The sequence below is a fragment of the Rhodococcus sp. 14-2483-1-2 genome, from assembly GCF_002259405.1.
Taxonomy (GTDB): Bacteria; Actinomycetota; Actinomycetes; order Mycobacteriales; family Mycobacteriaceae; genus Rhodococcoides.
Map to the genome: position 1 here is coordinate 18050 of NZ_NPFW01000020.1, position 17988 is coordinate 36037.

18 protein-coding genes are annotated in these 17988 nt (G+C 64.8%); 14 read left to right on the forward strand and 4 right to left on the reverse strand.

The window, feature by feature from the left end; genetic code table 11:
• The first annotated feature begins 7 nt into the window (after window positions 1-7).
• Genes CH295_RS17480 through CH295_RS17520 form a run of 9 tightly spaced genes read left to right on the forward strand, consistent with a single transcriptional unit; the run spans window position 8 to window position 9564 of the window.
• A complete protein-coding gene (locus tag CH295_RS17480; RefSeq protein ID WP_094629339.1) occupies window positions 8-640 on the forward strand; it encodes a flavin reductase family protein in 633 nt (210 codons plus the stop codon).
• Window positions 637-1530 (forward strand): carbon-nitrogen hydrolase family protein, encoded by an 894-nt coding sequence (locus CH295_RS17485; RefSeq protein ID WP_052047664.1) that lies wholly within the window; start codon window positions 637-639, stop codon window positions 1528-1530. The genes CH295_RS17480 and CH295_RS17485 overlap by 4 nt, the downstream gene beginning before the upstream one ends.
• Window positions 1508-2539: a 2,5-dihydroxypyridine 5,6-dioxygenase NicX family protein gene (locus tag CH295_RS17490; protein ID WP_037190708.1), complete on the forward strand. Its 1032-nt coding sequence runs from the start codon at window positions 1508-1510 to the stop codon at window positions 2537-2539. Before CH295_RS17485 ends, CH295_RS17490 begins: the two co-directional genes overlap by 23 nt.
• Window position 2540: 1 nt before the next feature.
• Complete coding sequence (locus CH295_RS17495) at window positions 2541-3800, forward strand: FAD-dependent monooxygenase (protein WP_094634749.1); 1260 nt, start codon at window positions 2541-2543, stop codon at window positions 3798-3800.
• Window positions 3801-3835: 35 nt separating this feature from the next.
• Complete coding sequence (locus CH295_RS17500) at window positions 3836-5227, forward strand: MFS transporter (protein ID WP_094629350.1); 1392 nt, start codon at window positions 3836-3838, stop codon at window positions 5225-5227.
• A complete protein-coding gene (locus tag CH295_RS17505; RefSeq protein ID WP_094741429.1) occupies window positions 5227-6078 on the forward strand; it encodes an FAD binding domain-containing protein in 852 nt (283 codons plus the stop codon). The genes CH295_RS17500 and CH295_RS17505 overlap by 1 nt, the downstream gene beginning before the upstream one ends.
• A complete protein-coding gene (locus CH295_RS17510) occupies window positions 6075-8441 on the forward strand; it encodes a xanthine dehydrogenase family protein molybdopterin-binding subunit (protein WP_094741430.1) in 2367 nt (788 codons plus the stop codon). Before CH295_RS17505 ends, CH295_RS17510 begins: the two co-directional genes overlap by 4 nt.
• The gene (locus CH295_RS17515) at window positions 8438-8941 is read left to right on the forward strand and encodes a (2Fe-2S)-binding protein (protein WP_094629335.1); all 504 of its coding nucleotides are present in this window, start codon (window positions 8438-8440) and stop codon (window positions 8939-8941) included. The genes CH295_RS17510 and CH295_RS17515 overlap by 4 nt, the downstream gene beginning before the upstream one ends.
• Window positions 8938-9564 carry an SRPBCC family protein gene (locus tag CH295_RS17520; RefSeq protein ID WP_037190719.1) on the forward strand — a complete coding sequence of 209 codons (627 nt, stop codon included), beginning with the start codon at window positions 8938-8940 and terminating at the stop codon, window positions 9562-9564. The genes CH295_RS17515 and CH295_RS17520 overlap by 4 nt, the downstream gene beginning before the upstream one ends.
• Before the next feature lie 4 nt (window positions 9565-9568).
• Here CH295_RS17520 and CH295_RS17525 read toward each other — a convergent pair whose 3' ends face one another.
• Together CH295_RS17525 and CH295_RS17530 are read right to left on the reverse strand one after the other, a co-directional pair.
• Complete coding sequence (locus CH295_RS17525; RefSeq protein ID WP_094741431.1) at window positions 9569-10234, reverse strand: aspartate/glutamate racemase family protein; 666 nt, start codon at window positions 10232-10234, stop codon at window positions 9569-9571.
• A 3-nt stretch (window positions 10235-10237) separates the two neighbouring features.
• Window positions 10238-11656, reverse strand: coding sequence for an MFS transporter (locus CH295_RS17530; protein ID WP_094741432.1), 1419 nt, complete (start codon window positions 11654-11656; stop codon window positions 10238-10240).
• A 199-nt stretch (window positions 11657-11855) separates the two neighbouring features.
• Here CH295_RS17530 and CH295_RS17535 point away from each other — a divergent pair, with 199 nt between their 5' ends.
• Complete coding sequence (locus tag CH295_RS17535) at window positions 11856-12530, forward strand: GntR family transcriptional regulator (protein WP_094634755.1); 675 nt, start codon at window positions 11856-11858, stop codon at window positions 12528-12530.
• A 7-nt stretch (window positions 12531-12537) separates the two neighbouring features.
• On the opposite strand, the gene CH295_RS17540 is transcribed toward CH295_RS17535, so the two are convergent.
• Complete coding sequence (locus CH295_RS17540) at window positions 12538-13656, reverse strand: YbfB/YjiJ family MFS transporter (RefSeq protein WP_094741581.1); 1119 nt, start codon at window positions 13654-13656, stop codon at window positions 12538-12540.
• A gap of 157 nt (window positions 13657-13813) precedes the next feature.
• On the opposite strand from CH295_RS17540, the gene CH295_RS17545 reads away from it, so the two are divergent.
• Genes CH295_RS17545 through CH295_RS17560 form a run of 4 tightly spaced genes read left to right on the forward strand, consistent with a single transcriptional unit; the run spans window position 13814 to window position 16558 of the window.
• Window positions 13814-14113, forward strand: coding sequence for a type VII secretion target (locus CH295_RS17545; protein WP_094634757.1), 300 nt, complete (start codon window positions 13814-13816; stop codon window positions 14111-14113).
• Window positions 14110-15117, forward strand: a complete 1008-nt coding sequence (locus CH295_RS17550; protein ID WP_141217046.1) for a hypothetical protein — start codon at window positions 14110-14112, stop codon at window positions 15115-15117. The genes CH295_RS17545 and CH295_RS17550 overlap by 4 nt, the downstream gene beginning before the upstream one ends.
• Complete coding sequence (locus CH295_RS17555; RefSeq protein WP_141217047.1) at window positions 15114-16031, forward strand: hypothetical protein; 918 nt, start codon at window positions 15114-15116, stop codon at window positions 16029-16031. Before CH295_RS17550 ends, CH295_RS17555 begins: the two co-directional genes overlap by 4 nt.
• 17 nt (window positions 16032-16048) lie before the next feature.
• Window positions 16049-16558, forward strand: a complete 510-nt coding sequence (locus tag CH295_RS17560) for an LpqN/LpqT family lipoprotein (RefSeq protein ID WP_094741435.1) — start codon at window positions 16049-16051, stop codon at window positions 16556-16558.
• Here CH295_RS17560 and CH295_RS17565 read toward each other — a convergent pair.
• Window positions 16555-17922: an MmgE/PrpD family protein gene (locus CH295_RS17565; protein ID WP_094741436.1), complete on the reverse strand. Its 1368-nt coding sequence runs from the start codon at window positions 17920-17922 to the stop codon at window positions 16555-16557. The two genes, CH295_RS17560 and CH295_RS17565, sit on opposite strands and share 4 nt — an antisense overlap.
• Between the last annotated feature and the right edge of the window lie 66 nt (window positions 17923-17988).

The window sequence follows — 17988 nt, forward strand, 5'->3', positions numbered from 1 at the left end:
CGTTTCGATGACTTCCCAGGTAGGCGACTCTCTGGAGCTCACGGATCGCACCCGCCACGACATCGAATCGATGTCGTCGGGGGATGTGTACAAACTGCTGTCCTGCGCGGTACAGCCTCGTCCGATCGCATGGATCTCGACCGTTTCCGGCGACGGCGTCCGCAACCTGGCACCGTTCAGCTTCTTCAACGTCGCCTCGCGCAATCCGGCAACGCTGATGATCTCCATCGGTGAACGCATCGGGTTCCCCGGTGAGTTCAAGGACACACTGGTCAACATTCGCGACACGGGCGAATTCGTCGTCAACATTCCGTCCGCAGACACCGTGGATGCGGTGACCGCGAGTTTCGCCACCGTCGATGCGGAGGTCGACGAATTCGAGCTCTCGCACATGACCGCGGTACCGTCGGTGTCGGTCGAGGCCCCGTCGGTGCTCGAATCCCTGGTCTCTCTCGAATGCCGCACGATGCAGGAAATTGCACTCGGCACGGACACTCTGGTGTTGGGGACCGTGACGGCGGTGACCAGTAGGCCTGGCCTGCTCACTGCCGACCTGCACGTCGATACTCTCGAACACCGTTTTCTCGGCAGGCTGGCGGGCCCGTTCTACACCACCGACATGAACCGGGTGGCGCAGTGACCGCCTCGGCTCGGCTGCGCGGCGTCGACACCGAGTCGGTTGTCGATACGTTCGATATCGCTGTGGTGCAGACCGGTTCGCGAATCGGAGCCTGGCAGCAGAACATCGACGCGGTGCGCGCAGAGGTGCAGGCTCTCGCCGCGAGCGGGTCGAAGGTGATCGTTCTGCCCGAATTGTTCGCCAGTGGTTACGATCTCGACGGCATCGAAACCATGGCAGAGTCCGTACCCGGTCGAACGTCGACCGCACTCGGAGCGCTGGCCGCCGAGACCGACACGGTTCTGGTGACGGCCATCGCGTTTCGTGATGCCGACGGAATCGTCTTCGACAGCTCGCTCGTCGTGGGGCCGGGCGGCCTGATCGCTCTGGGACACAAGCGCTTTCTGTGGGACCGAGAGAAATCGGTGTTCACTCCTGGCGCTGAGAGCGGACTGCTGGTCAGCACTCCGTTCGGCACCATCGGCGTCGTGATCTGCTACGAGGCAGGGTTTCCCGAGACGGTCCGCGACCTCGTCCAGCGAGGAGCCGATGTGATCGCCGTACCGTCGGCCTTCGGGCACGTCCGTTTGCACGTATGGAAGCTGCTCACCCGCTCCCGCGCACTCGAGAACGGCGTCGTCGTCGCGGCCGCCGGACTCACCGGACAAACCGGCGACGGCCCACGGTTCGCGGGCCACAGCGTCATCGTCGGACCACAGGGGCGCACCATCGTCGAGATGGACGAGAGCGTCGGATCGGTGTCGGCAACAGTGACTCGCCGCGAGTTGCTCGACGCACGCGACGAAGTCCCCTATCTGAAAGACCTTGCCCGACTGGGCGGTATCACCGAGACACGAACGACCGAGAACGATCACGAGAGGAACCGAGATGTTCGATCTGCGATCAGCTGATCTGTTGCGCGCCTTCACCCGTCAGCTCGAGCTGTGCAAAGTTCGGCCCGGAGAGCAGGTGGTCATTCTCGCGGAACCGTCGAGCCGCGGTGATTACGTCTCGGCTGCGTTCGGGGCGGCTCAGAGTTTGGGCGCACAGGTACTCTCGGCCACCGTTCCCGGCGGCAGTCCGGCACCGATGCCGAGCACCCACACCGGTGCGGGCCCCGGTCTGGTGTCGGTCATGAACAGTTCGGTCGCACAGGACATGCTCAAGGGAGCCGACCTGGTGGTCGATCTGACCAGCGAGGGCTTCATCCACGCGCCCATCCAGCAGGAGATCCTGGCCGCAGGAACGCGCATCATCTTCGTGTGCGACGCCCCGGACGTGCTCATCAGGAACATGCCGCAGGACGGAGACAAGGAACGGGTGCAGGCCGGCGTCGATCTGATCCGCAACGGTTCGACCATGCGCATCACCAACGAGGCCGGCACCGATCTCACCGTGCAACTGAGCAATTCGCAGCCCGAGTTCCAGGTGGGCTTCGCCGACGACAAGGGACGCTGGGACCACTGGCCGTCCACCATGGTGCTGTGTTGGCCGGAGATCTCCAACGGACAGATCGTGTTGTCCGAGGGAGACATCCTGCTGCCGTTCAAGGAATACGTCCGCGACAGGACGACACTCGCCGTCACCAACGGCCATATCGACGAGGTCACCGGCGGCGCAGAAGCGGCACTGCTCAACATGTTCTTCGACGACTCCAACGACAAGTGGGCGCGCTACCTGTCCCACATGGGCTGGGGGTTGATGAAGACCGGCGACTGGTTCGCGGCCGCGATGTACGGCAAGGACGACATCATGGGCATGGACGCCCGAGCGTTCGCAGGCAGCTTCCTGTGGTCCACCGGCCCGCACCCCGTACTCGGCCGAGACTCCTACGCACACCTCGACATCGGGATGCGCGCCTGCACCGTATCCATCGACGGCATCGACGTCGTCACCGAAGGTCGATTGGTGGAGAACTGACATGGCACCGATCGAAGTGGTCGTCGCAGGCGGCGGCCTGGGCGGGCTGACCGCGGCGCTCTCGCTGCGGCACAGGGGAATCCAGGTAACGGTACTCGAAGCTGCCGCCGAGCTGGGCGAGGTCGGCGCAGGCATCCAGACCGCTCCGAACGCCAGCCGCATCCTCATCGCCCTCGGTATGCGCGAGAAGCTCGAAGCGATCAAGACCGAGCCGATGGATCAGGTGCGCAGGCGGTGGGAGAACGGCAAGGTCATCGCGCTCACCGCACTCGGCGAGTACTGCAAGAAAACGTTCAACGCGCCGTACTGGCACTACCACCGCGCAGACCTGCACTCCGCCATCCACGCGCAGTGCCTCGACCCCGACGGCCCCGGCCCGGTCGTGGTGTTCGAGACCGACGCGAAGGTCGTCGAGGTCGATCGCACCGACCCGATGCGGCCCGTCGCGGTCACCGGAGCGGGACGTCGGTACGAATCGGATCTGCTCATCGGAGCCGACGGAATCCGATCGACGGTGCGCGATCTCATCGGTCTGCCCGACACGCTGGTGTTCTCCGGCGAAATGGCATACCGCGCACTCATTCCGGGTGATCGCATCGTCAAGGATCCGGCCACCCGCTGGCTCGTCGACCGATACCAGAGCACAATCTGGTACGGACCCGACCGACACCTGGTGCACTACATGATTCGTGACGGCGAATACCTCAATGTCGTTGCGCTGGCACCGTGTACCGACGAGGTCCGCGACGGTGGACCACGGCTCGTCGGACCCGAGGAACTGATGGCGACGTTCCCGGACTGGGACGACCGTGCCCACGCGATGCTGTCCAAGGCCGACGAGAACGTGCTGTGCCAGGCGCTCTACTACCGCAGGCCCGACCCGCGTTGGACCGACGGCCGCGTCGCGCTGCTGGGTGATGCCTGCCACGCCATGCTGCCGTACCAGGCGCAAGGTGCCTCGCAGGCCATGGAGGACGCCGCCGTGCTGGCCGAGGAACTCGCGAAGGTGACCGCGAGCGGAATCGACGACGCGTTGGCGCGCTACGTCTTTCGCCGGGCCCGACACGCGCGGATGGTGCAGGACGCGAGCCTGCAGAACAAGACCTTCTACCACATACCCGATGGACCCGAGCAGCAGAAGCGGGACGCGACACTGGCGTCGTTCGATGGGGAGTCCGACATCTCGTACGACTGGCTGTGGAGCGGTACACCGCTCGACGACAGCGACGACGAGAAATTCCATTACTCGTTCGTCCGATGACGACCTCGGACCACAACACCGCGCCGGAGGCTGCGATGAAGACTGGTGATCAGGTAGTACAGGAACTCCCCTGGAAATGGGGTGTGCAGGGCAAGATCTTCATCATCGGCGGGCTGGGTTACATGTTCGACGCCTGGGACGTGGCGCTGAACGGCTTCTTGACGCCGCTGCTCGGAAGTTACTGGGATCTGTCCCAGGCCGAGCGCGGGCTCGTCGCCACCGGCAACCTGATCGGCATGGCCGTCGGAGCCGTCGTGTGGGGAACGATCGCCGACCGAGTCGGGCGAAAACGCGCATTCTCGTTGACGTTGTTGATCTTTGCGCTGTTCTCGGTCCTGGGTGCTTTCGCGCCGAGCTTCGAGATCTTCATCGTTCTGCGGTTCCTCGCAGGGTTCGGCCTCGGCGGCTGCATCCCGGTGGACTACGCGTTGGTCAGCGAATTCTCGCCACGCCGCATTCGCGGCAAGATTCTGTCCGCGATGGACGTCTGGTGGCCGATCGGTGCCACCATCTGCGGCGTCGTCGCAACACTTCTGGTCCCGATCGACGGTGATGTTCGCTGGCGCTACATGCTGCTGTTCATGGTTCTGCCTGCGCTGCTGCTGTTCTGGGTCCGACGCGGTATCCCGGAGTCGCCCATCTACCTCGCCAAGGTCGGCCGAGAAGCCGAGGCTCGCGCCGTCATCGACGACATGGTGACGCGCACCGGATCCGAGGCCGTCGAGTACGTCATCGTCGCCGATACCGCACCGAAGGGTCCGGGCGGCATGAAAGCTGCTCTGACACAGCTCAAATCGGTCTGGCGTTACAGCCCGCGCATCACCGCCGCAGCCTGGATGCTGTTCGTGTCCATCATGCTGCTCTACTACGCAGCGCTGAGCTGGATGCCGTCCATCCTCCGCGCCGAGGGCTACGGAGAGTTCGCAGCCTTCGCCGGTACGACGCTCATGACCGGAGTCGGCATCGTCGGTGTGCTCACCTCGGCGTTCATCGTGGAGATCTTCGGACGCAAGTGGGTCATCGGGCTGTCCGGCCCGATCGCGGGTAGCGCGCTGGTCATGTTCGCCGTCATGCTCGACATCCAATCGGCTGCACTGATCTGGCTCGGCATCTTCGGCTTCGTCATCCAGCTGACCATCCCGGTGCTGTACTGCTACGTCTCGGAGTTGTATCCCACCAACATCCGCGCCTCGGGATTCGGGTACGCCTCCTCGGTCAGTCGGGTGGCCACCGGCTTCGCGCCACTGCTCTTCGGCTCGGTGATGTGGCCGATCCTGGGTCTGCCGTTGACCTTCGGCATCGTCACCGCGTTCGTGTTGTTCGCGGTGATCTGGATGGCGTACTTCGCACCCGAGACCAAGGGGCGCGAACTCGACACCCTCGTCGACGAACCCACCGAGGTAGTCGCAGGCGAGGCACGGGTCTGATGAAGCCCGCACAGTTCGACTACCACCGGGCGCGCGATGTCTCGGGTGCAGTGCGGCTGCTGTCCGAGCTGGGCGAGGACGCGAAGATCATCGCCGGAGGCCAGTCCCTGGTCGCCATGATGAACTTCCGCCTCGCCCGGCCCGGGCACCTGGTCGACGTGGGTGGGTTGAACATTCTGCAGTACATCCGCCGAGAATCCGACGGCCTGCACATCGGGGCGCTCACCACCCACCACGACGTCGAATCCGGCGACGTGGGAACGGACTTCGCCGTCCTTCGCGAGGCCATGCGGTGGGTCGGGCACTACCCGATCCGTACCCGCGGCACCGTCGGCGGCAGCATCGCCCATGCGGACGCCACCGCGGAATGGTGCTTGTTGGCCATCCTGCTCGACGCCCGCATCGTCGTCGAGAGCGTACGGGGGCGGCGAACCGTCGAGGCAGACTCGTTCTTCTTCGGGTACTACTCCACCGATCTCGCATTCGACGAGATGATCGTCGAGATCGTGTTCCCGAACCCGGCACCACATGCTGCGGTGACCGAGTATGCCGAGCGACAGGGTGATTTTGCGATCGTGGGCGCGGCCGTATCCCTCGATCTGGACGGTGTGGCCGTGGTGGGTGGACGCGTCGCTCTCGCGGGAGTGGGCGCGACTCCCGTGCGATCGTCCGCCGGCGAGGCCGCGCTCGCGGCAGGAGGAACGTTCGCCGACTGCGCGGACGCCGCAGCCGAAGCACTGGAACTGGAGGACGAGGGCATGGTCACCGCCGAGTATCGACGCACCCTGGTGCGCACCTTGGTGGCCGAAGCCTGCAGCGACGCACTGGTATCGCAGGGGGTGCCCACATGAGCGTCGATCAGGTTCTCACACCCAAATTCGTCGGCACCTCGGTCGCACGCCGCGAGGACCCTCGATTGCTCACCGGCCGAGGCAGATTCGTCGACGACATCGCGATGCCGGGAATGCTGCACGCGCAGTTCGTCCGAAGCACCGTCGCGGCCGGATCGATCACCGCTCTCGACGTCGGTGACGTCGCCGGAGTCGAGGGAGTGCGCGGCGTCTTCACCGCGGCGGACTTGGACCTGCGGCCGATCCGCGCCGAATTGTCCCGTCCGCTGAGCGAATTCGTGCCCACCGATATGCCCGTGCTGGCGCACGACGTCGTGCGCTACGTCGGTGAGCCGCTGGCCATCGTCGTCGCCGCCGACGCCTACAGTGTCGAGGACGGGCTCGAAGCGGCACGAGTGTCGTACCGGACCGTCACCGCCGTCACCTGCGCAGACCAGGCCATGTCCGAGGGCATTCCGCTGGTGCACGATTCGGTGCCGAACAACACCGTCGTGGACGTGCAGATGTTCGCCACCGAGGGCATCGACGAGATCTTTCACGACGCGCACACCGTGGTGTCCGTGCAGTCCAGAACGGGGCGTCAGAACGCACTGCCGCTCGAGACCCGCGGATGCATTGCCCACTGGGACGAGCGCGACGAACAGTTGATCATCTACATCTGCACGCAGGTCCCGCACCAGGTTCGCACCGTCACCGCACAGTGCCTCGGTCTCGACGAACGCCAGGTTCGGGTTGTCGTGCCCGACATGGGCGGCGGCTTCGGGCAGAAGTGCGTCGTCGGCCGCGAGGAGATCGCTGTGGCCGCGGCCGCATTGAAGCTCCGTCGCCCGGTCAAGTGGATCGAGGATCGCAAGGACGCACTGACGGCGTCGTTCCTGGCCCGCGAACAGCAGTACGACGTGCGAGCCGCGTTCGATTCCGAGGGGCACATTCTCGGCCTCGACGCAGATGTCGTGTGCGACATGGGTGCGTACTCGTGCTACCCCTTCACCGCAGGCATCGAACCGCTCATGGCCTCGGCCGAAATGCCTGGGGTGTATCAGGTTCCGGCATATCGGGTGCGGGGTCGCTCCGTGTTCAGCAACAAGGCACCGACCGCGCCGTACCGAGGGGTGTCCCGGCCGCAGTACGTCATGGTGATGGAGCGGCTGTTCGAGCGAGCGGCTCGTGAATTGCAGCTCGATGCAGTGGAGATCAGGCGGCGCAACGTGATCACCGCCTTCCCGTACACCGGCGTCAACAACATCACCTACGATCCGGGCTCGTACCTCGAGGCGCTGAACCTGTGCGAGCAGACCCTTCGCGACGGCGGTTGGTACGACTTCCAGGAGCGGGCAACCGCAGACGGCCGACACATCGGCATCGGATACTCGTGCTTCAGCGAGCGAACCGGGTACGGCAGCAGCGCATTCGCGGCTCGAAAGATGAACGTGGTGCCCGGGTTCGACATCTCGGAGGTCAGGATGGACACCTCCGGAACCGTTGTCGTGACCACCGGAACGATGAGCCACGGGCAGAGTCACGAGACCACGATGGCGCAGATCGTCGCCGACCGACTCGGCATCGGCGTCGAACAGGTCAAGATCGTGCAGGGCGACACCGACCGCATCACCTACGGCTTCGGGTCGTTCGCCTCCCGCTCGATCACCATCGGCGGCAGTGCAGTGGCGTTGGCGTCGAACAAGCTGGGAGACAAACTGTGTGAGATCGCGGCGCACCTGCTGGAGACTCGCGACGACAACGTCGAGCTTGCTTCGGGGCGCGTCCGTCAGCGCGACGACCATTCGAAGTACGTCACCTACCGGGACATCGCCGACGTCGCGTATCTGAAGGCGCAGCTGCTTCCGAAGGGGGTCGAGCCGGGTTTGTCGGCGACGGCGAGCTTCGACGTGTTCAACGACGGTACGTTCTCCAACGCCACGCACGGCGTTGTCGTGGAGTTGCACGAGGGCACCGGGCAGGTGGAAATTCTGAAGTACGTGTGCGTCGAGGACTGCGGAGTCGCCATCAATCCCAAGATCGTCGAAGGACAGTGCCGGGGCGGAATCGCCCAGGGCATCGCCGGTGCGTTGTTCGAGCAGGTGTCGTACGACGATCACGGAAATCCACTGTGCGCCAGCTTCATCGACTACAAGGTGCCCACTGCCTGCGAAATCCCGGACATCGAGATCCATCACCTCGAAACGCCGTGCCTGTTCACCGAATCCGGGGCCAAGGGAGCCGGTGAGGGCGGCACGATCGGCGCACCGGCCGCCGTGCTCAACGCCGTCAACGACGGATTGCGCTCCACCGGAGTCGAACTGAACGACACACCGATCACCCCCGTGGCGGTACAGACGGCACTGGCGAAGGGAAGGCCATGAGCAGCAAGCAACTGATCGAACTGAATGTCAACGGAACCATCCATGAGGTGATCACCGAACCACGCCGGACTCTGGTCGATGTACTGCGGCACGATCTGCAGCTCACCGGAACGCATGTCGGCTGCGAGCACGGCGTGTGCGGAGCCTGCACCGTGCTGATCGACGGCAAGCCGGCCCGTGCCTGTCTGACATTCGCCGCACAGGTGGAGAACTCCGATATCAGGACCGTCGAATCACTCGGCATCGACGGTGAATTGAACGATCTGCAACAGGCCTTCGCAGACCACCACGGTCTGCAGTGCGGCTTCTGCACACCGGGATTCCTGATGTTGGCCGAGGGCTACCTCGCCGACAACCCCGATGCCACCAAGGAACAGATCCGCGAGGTGGTGGCGTCGAACTACTGCCGCTGTACCGGGTATCAAACCATCGTCGAGGCCATCGACTCGTGCGCCGAGCAGCGACGCTGCGCCGGCTGTGTGAACGGAGTTCGCAAGTGATACTGACCAACACACTCGATATCGACGCCTCGGCCGAGGACGTGTTCCGGCTGATCAACGATGTCGAGAAAGTCGCGACCTGCGTACCGGGTGCTGCCATCACCGGTAAGGACGGCGAGACCTACCTCGGTGGAGTCAAGGTCAAGGTCGGCCCGATCAGCGCGTCGTACGCCGGCACGATTCGGTTCCTCGAGGTCGATGCCGAAACCCGGACGCTCTCACTCGAAGCCAAAGGAGCCGACTCGCACGGAAACGGCGACGCCGAGGCCCAGGTGAAACTGGCGGTCGAGGCGATCGGTGACCGTACGCGGTTGACCCTGAACACCGATCTGGTGATCAGCGGAAAGATCGTCTCGTTCGGCAAGGGCGCGATCGTCGCGGTCTCGAACAAGGTGCTGCAACAGTTCGCCGTCAATCTCGGTGCGCTGCTCAGTGGTTCGGCCACGGCCGAATCGACCACGCCTGCAGCGGTGAGGACTGCTGCTGCGAGCCCGGTCGGCGGCGAATTGAATGCGATGAGCCTGATGCCCGAACCGGTGCGTAAGTACGCACCGATCGCGGGCATCTTCCTCGCCGGAATGGTCGAGGGCTGGCTGGTGTCCAGGGCCTTCGGGCGACGGTAGAGAGCTAGCTGCGCACCGAGCTCGAGATTCTGTCGACGACCATCGCAACGGCACTCGGAACCGGCTCGATGACATCCACGTCGGTGCGCAGCGCCAGCCGCCGGGCCGAATCGCTCAACGGTCCGCCGCCGATGACAACGGCGCTCGCTCCGGCGGCCACTGCTGCATCGACCGCCGTTCCCAATTCGGCAACGCTCGATGCGAGGTCCTCGGCCAGGACCAGCGGTGCTGACGCAGTGAGGAACACACCCGCGAAATCGCCGTCGGGCACGGTGGCACGAGTCAGCGCATCGAGTTGGGCGGCGAGATCGGCTGTGGTGGTGGCGATCGCGAAGCGGCGACCGCCTCGTGCGGCGTACAGGATTCCTGCCTCGCCGATCCCGACGACCGGAATGTCGACGAGGGTTCGGAGTTCGGCCGCACCGGGATCACCGAACGCGCCGACGATCACCGCGGCCGGGCCATGGTGCTCGATCGCGTCGAGGGCCGCGGTTACGACATCCGGTCCGGCAGCACGCAACTGTTCGGTGCCGGTGATCATCGCCGGTCCGGTACCCGCGGTGACCCCGATGACGGTGAACTCTGTGTCGTGGAGCCAACGCCGCGCGACGTCGACGAGCAGCTGCGTCGTTGCAGCGTTCGAGTTGGGGTTGATCACGAGAATCTTCACTGCTCAGCCATCTTCCGGCATGGGTTGTCCGAAGGTCTCTTTCGGGAACTGCACGGCAATGCCGCACACGATGAACAGGCCGGCCAGCATCGCGAACATGGCACCCACGCCGGACGAGTCCAGTACGGCTCCGGCGATGAGCGGGAACAGTCCGCCGGAGAGGGAGCCCAGCGCCAGGATCACCGACGTCGCGAGGCCACGGATTCGCGTGGGGTACTGCTCGGGTGCGAACAGCCAGATCGTCGTGTTGAGGATGATGACCGAGAAATTGAACAGGGCACCGAAGAACAGTACGAGTCCGATGGACGTTGCGAAGAAACCGAATCCGAGCCCGGCGACAATACCGAGTACAGCGCCACCGGTCAGGGTCACCTTGCGGGGGAGTTTGCGGGCGATGAGCGCAGCGGTCAGCGCGCCGATCAGCGATCCGGACTGCATCACGAGGGTGTACCAGAGCGCACTCGAGATCGACATTCCCCGCTCGGTCAGGATGACGGGAATGAGTGTGAGCATCGAGATCTGTGCTGCGTAGGACATGCAGACGGCAATGCCGAGGGCGAGAGTGCTTCTGCGGTAACGCCGTCCGAACATCTCCGTCCACCGCGCGCGCGGTGCGGCGTGATCATCGACCGAGGTGTCGACGTTCAAGTACTGAACCTCGGAGTCGAGGGTGCCGCGAAGCTTGCCCTGCGCCAGGCGGTTGATGACGGTATTGGCCTCGGCCACACGGCCTGTCGCCGCGAGGAAGCGAGGTGTTTCCGGAAGCGAGCGGCGATAGAACACGACCGCGAGTGCGGGCAGTACGAGCAGACCGAACAGCCAACGCCAGCGGTCGTCACCGGTGAAGATGGCGAAGACGATGACCCCGAACAGTGGGGCGAGCATGTTGCCCAGACCTGCGGCCGCGACGTTGATCATGCCGACCGCGGTACCTCGATGCTTGGCAGAGAAGAACTCGGAGAGCATGATCACCGCTACGGCGATCTCACCGCCGAGTCCGAGCCCGACAAGGAATCGAGCGCCCACCAGCACCTCGTAGTTGGGTGCGAATGCGCACAGTAGCGATCCGAACGCGAAGACGAGAAGGTTTGCGCCGAGGAGGGTTCGACGACCGAAACGGTCCATCACCGCTCCGGCCAGGATGCGCCCGAGGGCGACGGCGGTGAACGTCGCGGTGTTCAGCAGTCCGATCTCGGTTCCGCCGAGGCCCCAGGATTCACGCAGGAGCGGTCCGGTGATGCCGACGGCATTCTGTTCGATGGCATCGAAGAAGACACCGAACAGGACCATGGCGACGATGCCGAAGTGCGCTGTGGTGAGGCCGATCTTCGAGTACGACGCCTCGATCTGTTCGCTGAGGCTGCCTGCCTCGGGCGGTGGGTCGATCGGTGACGGCTTCTCGTTCGTGGTCGGGACGCTCATCCCAGTGCCTCTCGCTAAGTGGTATACCAACAGCGGAGAATCTACGGAGCATTGCGCCGCGACAGGTTTCTCGGCGGTAACACTTGTGTTTCCAGGTCCTCTCACCAGTGCCTTCCTGTTGAGGTAATCGTTGGGTGGGGCCTGTCAATGCTTCCCGTGGATGCGCGGTATACCTTCAGGTCGCTGGTATACAAGCATCATGGCATCCACGGAGGGTCGCGAGTCGCTGTCGCGTTCGGTGTTCGACGCGATCAGAACACGCATTCTGGACGGTCGCCTCCGACCTGGTGAAACGCTGAGCGAGCGCAATCTGGGAACCGAGTTGCAGGTGTCGAGGGTGCCGATTCGTGAGGCGCTTCCATTGCTCGAAGCGGCCGGGTTGGTGACGCTGTCGCCGAGACGCCCTGCCGTGGTGACGGGAGTGACCAGAAGTTCGGTCGACGAGTTGTACGACATCAGGTCCGCGCTCGAGCCGCTCGTGGCTCGACGGGCAGCGTCCGCTGTGGCGGCGGGCGCGGACGCGTCATCGCTGGTCGACGCCGTGTCCCGTGCAGGTGCAGCGCTCGACCGGGGTGATCTACTCGAATTCCATCACGCGAGCTCAGGGGTGCACTCGGGGATCGAGGCATTGTCTGCCAACCGGCTGTTCCCGGTCATCATGGAACCGTTGCGCGAGCGCAGCAATCGACTCAACATGGCCAATCTCGAACGGGATCCGTCACTGCGACACGGGGAGCATGTTTCCCTCGTCGACGCCATCGCCAAGGGGGACACGGAATTGGCTGCCGCCGTTGCGTTCGCACACGTGGAATGGGGCCGAGCACGAACGTTCGAGACTCTGGCGCAAGTCCCGGGTTACGACCCACAGCACTGAGTCGTCCTCAGCGCGACGCGGTCAGTCTGGATACCTGTACGGCGCCGGCAGTCCCGAGCACGAGCACCCCCGTCGCAACAGCGAAGGCGATCGAATAGGAGTCGCCGATGGCAGGCGCGACGATCAGTGGGCCGAGTGCCTGCCCGACGCCGTAGAACGCAGTCAGTGTTGCCGCGGTACGCCCGATGGGCAGTGTCTGGGCGGTGCTCATCGTCAGCATCGTGATGCCCATGAACGTTCCGCCGAACAATAGGGCCGAGAACACGGCGGCGACGGTGTTCCCGGTCAGAGCGGGGAGTACTGCTGCGATCGACTGCAATGCGAACGCTGCCACCAGGGCATTGCGCATGCTGGTTCGGCGGGCGACTGCCTGCCACAGCACCGTCGCCGGTACGGCAGCGAGTCCGACGACGATCCACACCGCCGGACCCACCGACGTGCTGCCGTGGCCACCGACCGCAGCCACGAGAAACGTGCCGACGATGATGTAGCCGAGGCCCTCGAGGAAGTACGCGAACAGCAATGTCCGCCATACGGTCAGGGTCCTGCGGTCGATATCGCCGGGCGCAGCCCGCGTTGCGGGCTCGGGATGCACCCGTAGCGTCCACGCCGGGGCGATGAGGACCGCTGTCAGGAGCGCCGAGCACACCCACAGCGCCTCCCAGGACAGGTGCGGTCCGACGAGCAGGGTCAGAAGTCCCGACGCCGCGATGCCTGCGCCGACGCCGCCGAACGCGATACCGGGGGAGGCACCGTCGGCGCGATGTTTCGTCACGGTGCTCGCGCACGCGATGAAGACCGCTGCGCTCGCCAGGCCTGCCAGGAACCTCAGTGCGGAGAACGCAGCGGTGGAATGGACAGCGGCCATGGCCAATTCGCTGGCGACGAGGACCACTGTCCACAGTCGGAACGATGTCGTCGTGTTGATCGACGGGCGCACGGACAACACGATTGCGCCGACGAGATAGCCGGCGTAGTTCGCGGTCGCGATGACGGCACCGCTGCTCGGCGTCACCTCCGCCGCATCGACCATGATCGGCAGTAGTGGCGTGAACACGAATCGCCCGACGCCCATCGCGGCCGCGAGTCCGGCCGCGGCAGCGAACGACAGTCGACGGCCGTTCATGGCGAGCACCCCCCCTAGATCGTTAGCCGGGCCAACGGTACCCGCCGCATTTGCGACTCCGGAATCGGACCGGACGGAACCGATCCGAGCCCACAGGCGTCAAACCCCATGACGCCGATTCACCGGGCGTCTTTACGATGCGACTCGGGGGAGCGTCATGACAGTGAATGTGGATCCAGCGATCCTGCGGCAGTTCTCGAATGTGTTGTCGGCAACCGGCGGGGTGATCCGTGAGGTGGATGCTCTCGCTCCGTTCCGGGAATCGGAGAATGCGGTGCAGGGTAGTGACTTCCGCGCAGCATGTGCGGCGGCAGCAGCCGCAGCGGCCGGAGCAGTTGCAGCCCTGGCCGGCCGGGCCGAATGCGTCGCAGACATCGCCCGCGGCGTAGCGCAGAACTACGAGATCGCCGACGACGAACTCGCCCGCCGCCTCGCCGCGATGGACCAGCCGAAGTGACCCCTACCGTGCCGCACGTCGCGGGCTGGGAGCCGGAGTCGATGCGCAAGACGATGATCGAACTGTCGGAGATCGTCGAGCGCGTCAACGGCCAGCGCACCGGAGTGCTGGAGGAGCAGGACACATTGGCCGAGACGTGGACCGGTGAGGCAGCCGAAGCCGCAGCCGAACGCGTGGTGGCCGAATGCTCCCGGATGAGCTCCGTGTGCGGTGAGATCGATTCACTCGGTAAGGCATTCGAGACCGCAGCAGGAATGGTCGACGCCGCGAAGGCGCACCTGCAGGCGCAGGTGTCGGCGGCGACGACGAGCGGGTTCGCCGTTCGGGCCGACGGTGTGGTCGACCCCGACGGGATGATCGCGTTGATACCGGACGTCTTGGGTGAAGAAAAGCTACGAAAGGCCGACGAACTGCGTTCTGCTGCAGCGCAGTTGACCGAGGATATTCAGGATGCTCTGAGGCAGGCAGAGCGGGCCGCACTCGACGCTGCTCGGCAGTTGGCCGAGCCCACGAAGTTGTTGACCGAGCTTGCGCTCGGTAGCCCGACCGGGAAGTTCGTCGAGAACCCGGACGGATCGTTCTCGTGGATGCCGGATTGGCCGACGACCGTAGCAGCGACGGTGATCGGTGGCATGACCGACGTGACGAGGAGGGCGCTGGAACTTCCAGGTGTCGGTTCCGTAGACGATGTTGCCAAGAACATCGGTCGGGGGTTGGGGGCGTTCGGGGCGGTGGCGGGAACTATTCCCTCGATTACGCACGATATCGACGAGGGGGTGAGCCCCACCGAGGCGATCGCGGTCAACACGGCGAGTACCGCCGCCGGCCTCGCAGCTGCGACCTACGTGACCGGCGCCCTGGCGGGACTCGGTGGTGCCGCGGGTTCGGTGTTCCCCGGGCCGGGCACGGTGGCCGGTGCTGCCGCAGGCGTCGCGTTGGGTGCCCTGGTCGGGGGCTCCGTCAGCCACGGCGTATCGAAGGTCATCGAATGGACGCTGCGATGACCGATCGTGAGGACACAGGCGCGAACACGCCTGCGACAGCAAATCCGGGACCTGTGTGGGTGCGGAGGTGGCGCAGTGTCCACCTCGGCTGGCTCGCAGCGGTTTTCGGCATCTGTACGGTAGTGGTGGGACTGCTGGTTGTCGCCGTCCCTGTGATTGCCAGGACGGGCGCAGGAGGCCTCCTGACACTGTTGTGGCTCGCGTTCTTCGTGCTCCTTCCTTTGGGGATGGCTGTGCCGATGTCCGGCATCGGATCTGCACGACTGTCACGTTTCGTGCGGCGGGTCGACGTTGCAGGCGTCGGCGCAGGTTTGTCGGTGCCCGGGCGCGGGGACTTCGTGGCGCGGGCAGGTCTGCTCGCCTTCGCGTCGGTTGTGGGCCTGTCCTACTTCGTATTCAGGGATGACGGACCGGACCTTCGCCAAGAGATGGCCGAGTTGCTGACGGCGATAGGCGCGCCGGCATGCCTGGCGTGGTTCGTTCTGGGGTTCGTTGTCGTCAACCGCACCAGGGTCTCTCTGCACCCCGAAGGTATTGTCCGACAGATCTATCGACGTCGTGGGTGGAAGGTGTCGAACGACGTGACGGTCCTGCCCTGGAGCGACATTGCGGATCTGCGCCTGGAGGAGCATCCGAATCCAGCAGTACCGCACCGAGGTGACCTGCCGGTGATCAGAGTCCAGCGCCGATCGAGCGAGACCGACGAGCCGGAGCTGGTCATCATGGCGTGTGAGAAGAAGGTCGAACCGAATGCACTGCTCGCGCTGCTTCTGTGGTGTCGCGGCAATCCCTGGGCGCGTGAGCAACTGGGACGCGAGGATGCGCGGGAGTTACTGCGTCCGCCCAGCCTGCGCGAGCGCATCCGCGCCGACCGTGCCGCATCGACTGTCGGTGGAAGGAGCACTGTCCAGTGACGGTTCGAGAAAGGACGATGGAAACCTATCTCCAGCAGCAAGGTGTCGAACTGGCGCCGGTGCACCGCGACGAATGCGACAGGTTCGGGCTCGAGCTCCCGGTGCTACCGGACTGGGAGGCTGTTTCCGAGCACCACTTCCCACACGCCACCGCGGTGCTGTCCTCACCGGTGAACGCGGTCGAGGGATTCGTACCGAACGCGGTCGTTCTGGTCGGCAAACTCAGTCGATCGGTCCATCCGGAATCGTTGCTGGACTGCGGCTTCGGTGACTCGCGGGCGCTGCCCGGCTGGGTCGAGATCGGTCACGACCGAGACTCGTTCTGCGATCTACCGGCCGTCTCGATCGCAGGTCGCTACGACTGCGACGGCCGGTTGCTCTTCGCCCGGACCCGGTACGTCGTCGTCCACCACATCGTCGATCAGTATCTGGTGCAGGTGACGGTCACCGTGCCGGATTCACTACGGCAGACATTGTCCTGCGCTGTAGACGCATTCGTCGACGAGGTGCGCTTCGGGCGAAGCTAGTGTTTGGGCAGCTCGCGCAACAGTGCCGCCACGTCCTCCGTCGCGCCGAGGGCATCGACGATGTCTTCGAGAACGGTGGTATCGGATTCGCCGACCAAGCGAGAGATCTTGGCCCGCAGTGCGGCGCAGTCCATCGGGAAATGGTCGATGTCGCCCACTGGATTCGGGGTGGTCGCGGAGACCGTACGTCCGTCCTTGAATTCGATCGTCACCTCGGCGGCTCGACGCGCGGGCAGCAGAGCATCGAGATCGCTCGATGACGCCACGTCGACCCGAGCGCTGAACAACTCGGCCGCCGCGAAAGTCGCACCTCGAGGATCGAGAGATTCGACGTCTATCGCGTCGGACACGACGGCGGCTGCAACGACGAACGGCAGCGAGAACATGGCGCCCAGCCTGCTGGAGGGGTGTCGGCGAAACAGTGGTTCTGCCAACGAATGCGTTCGCACTCGCACATGTTCGATGTCCTCCGCGGACCATTCGGCATTCGAGCGCAGACTCTGCACGGCGTCGACGGCGGCGTGCGTGTACGAGCAGCTGGCGTGCTGCTTCGTGTAGCCCTCGAGCGTGAGCCATCGATCGCCGAGGTCCTCCGTCAGTCTGGCGGTGTTCAAGGTCCCGACAATCGCGCCCAAGGTGTGCTCGATGGCACCCGAGTTGTGCACCGCCCCCGATCGGGCCAGCCTGGCCGCGTTCAGGCCCGCCCGCGCGGCACCGCCGATCCACAGGTTGCGGGAGAAGTTTCCGTCGAGAACCACCGCCCATGGCGCTACATGAACCAGCGCAGACGAGGAGTCGATCGCTGCGGCAACCTCGTTCGCACCGGCACCGTGTATGAATGCCGCTGCCGTGGCCGCACCGGTAGCACCCCAGTGTCCATGGGTGTGCCAGGAGCTGTTGCGGTTCAGTGCCCAGCCGAATCGGGCAGCAACCTCGTATCCCGCCACGATGGCCGTCAGGAAGGTCGAACCCGAAATCGGCGTCGGTGAAAGCCTGGTCGCGGCGACAGCCGCGGGGAGCACGTGCGCAGCAGGATGACCGGCGGCGTACTTGTTCCCCTCGTCCAGTTCGAGGCAACACGATGCGATCGCGTCGAGCTCGGACGCGGTTTCGACAGTGGTACCTGCGCTCCCACCGATCGGGTGCGTCGATCCGGTCTCTGCAGCCCAGTTCCTTCGCAATTCGACCATCTCGGCGGAGCGGGCACCGGCGAGTGTGACACCCAGTAGATCGAACAGGACCAACCGAACCCGGTCGTTCAGCGGTGGGGTCAAGGGTGCGCCCCTGAGCTCGACCATCACGGCAGCCAGACGATCGACTGCGGCAATATGTTCCGTTGAGCGAAACGCGTGTGAACCGTCCATTCGCGGACTGTAGAAGGTGGAGAACGAAAGAGTCAATGATCGAGACGGGTAACCAGCAGACTGCTA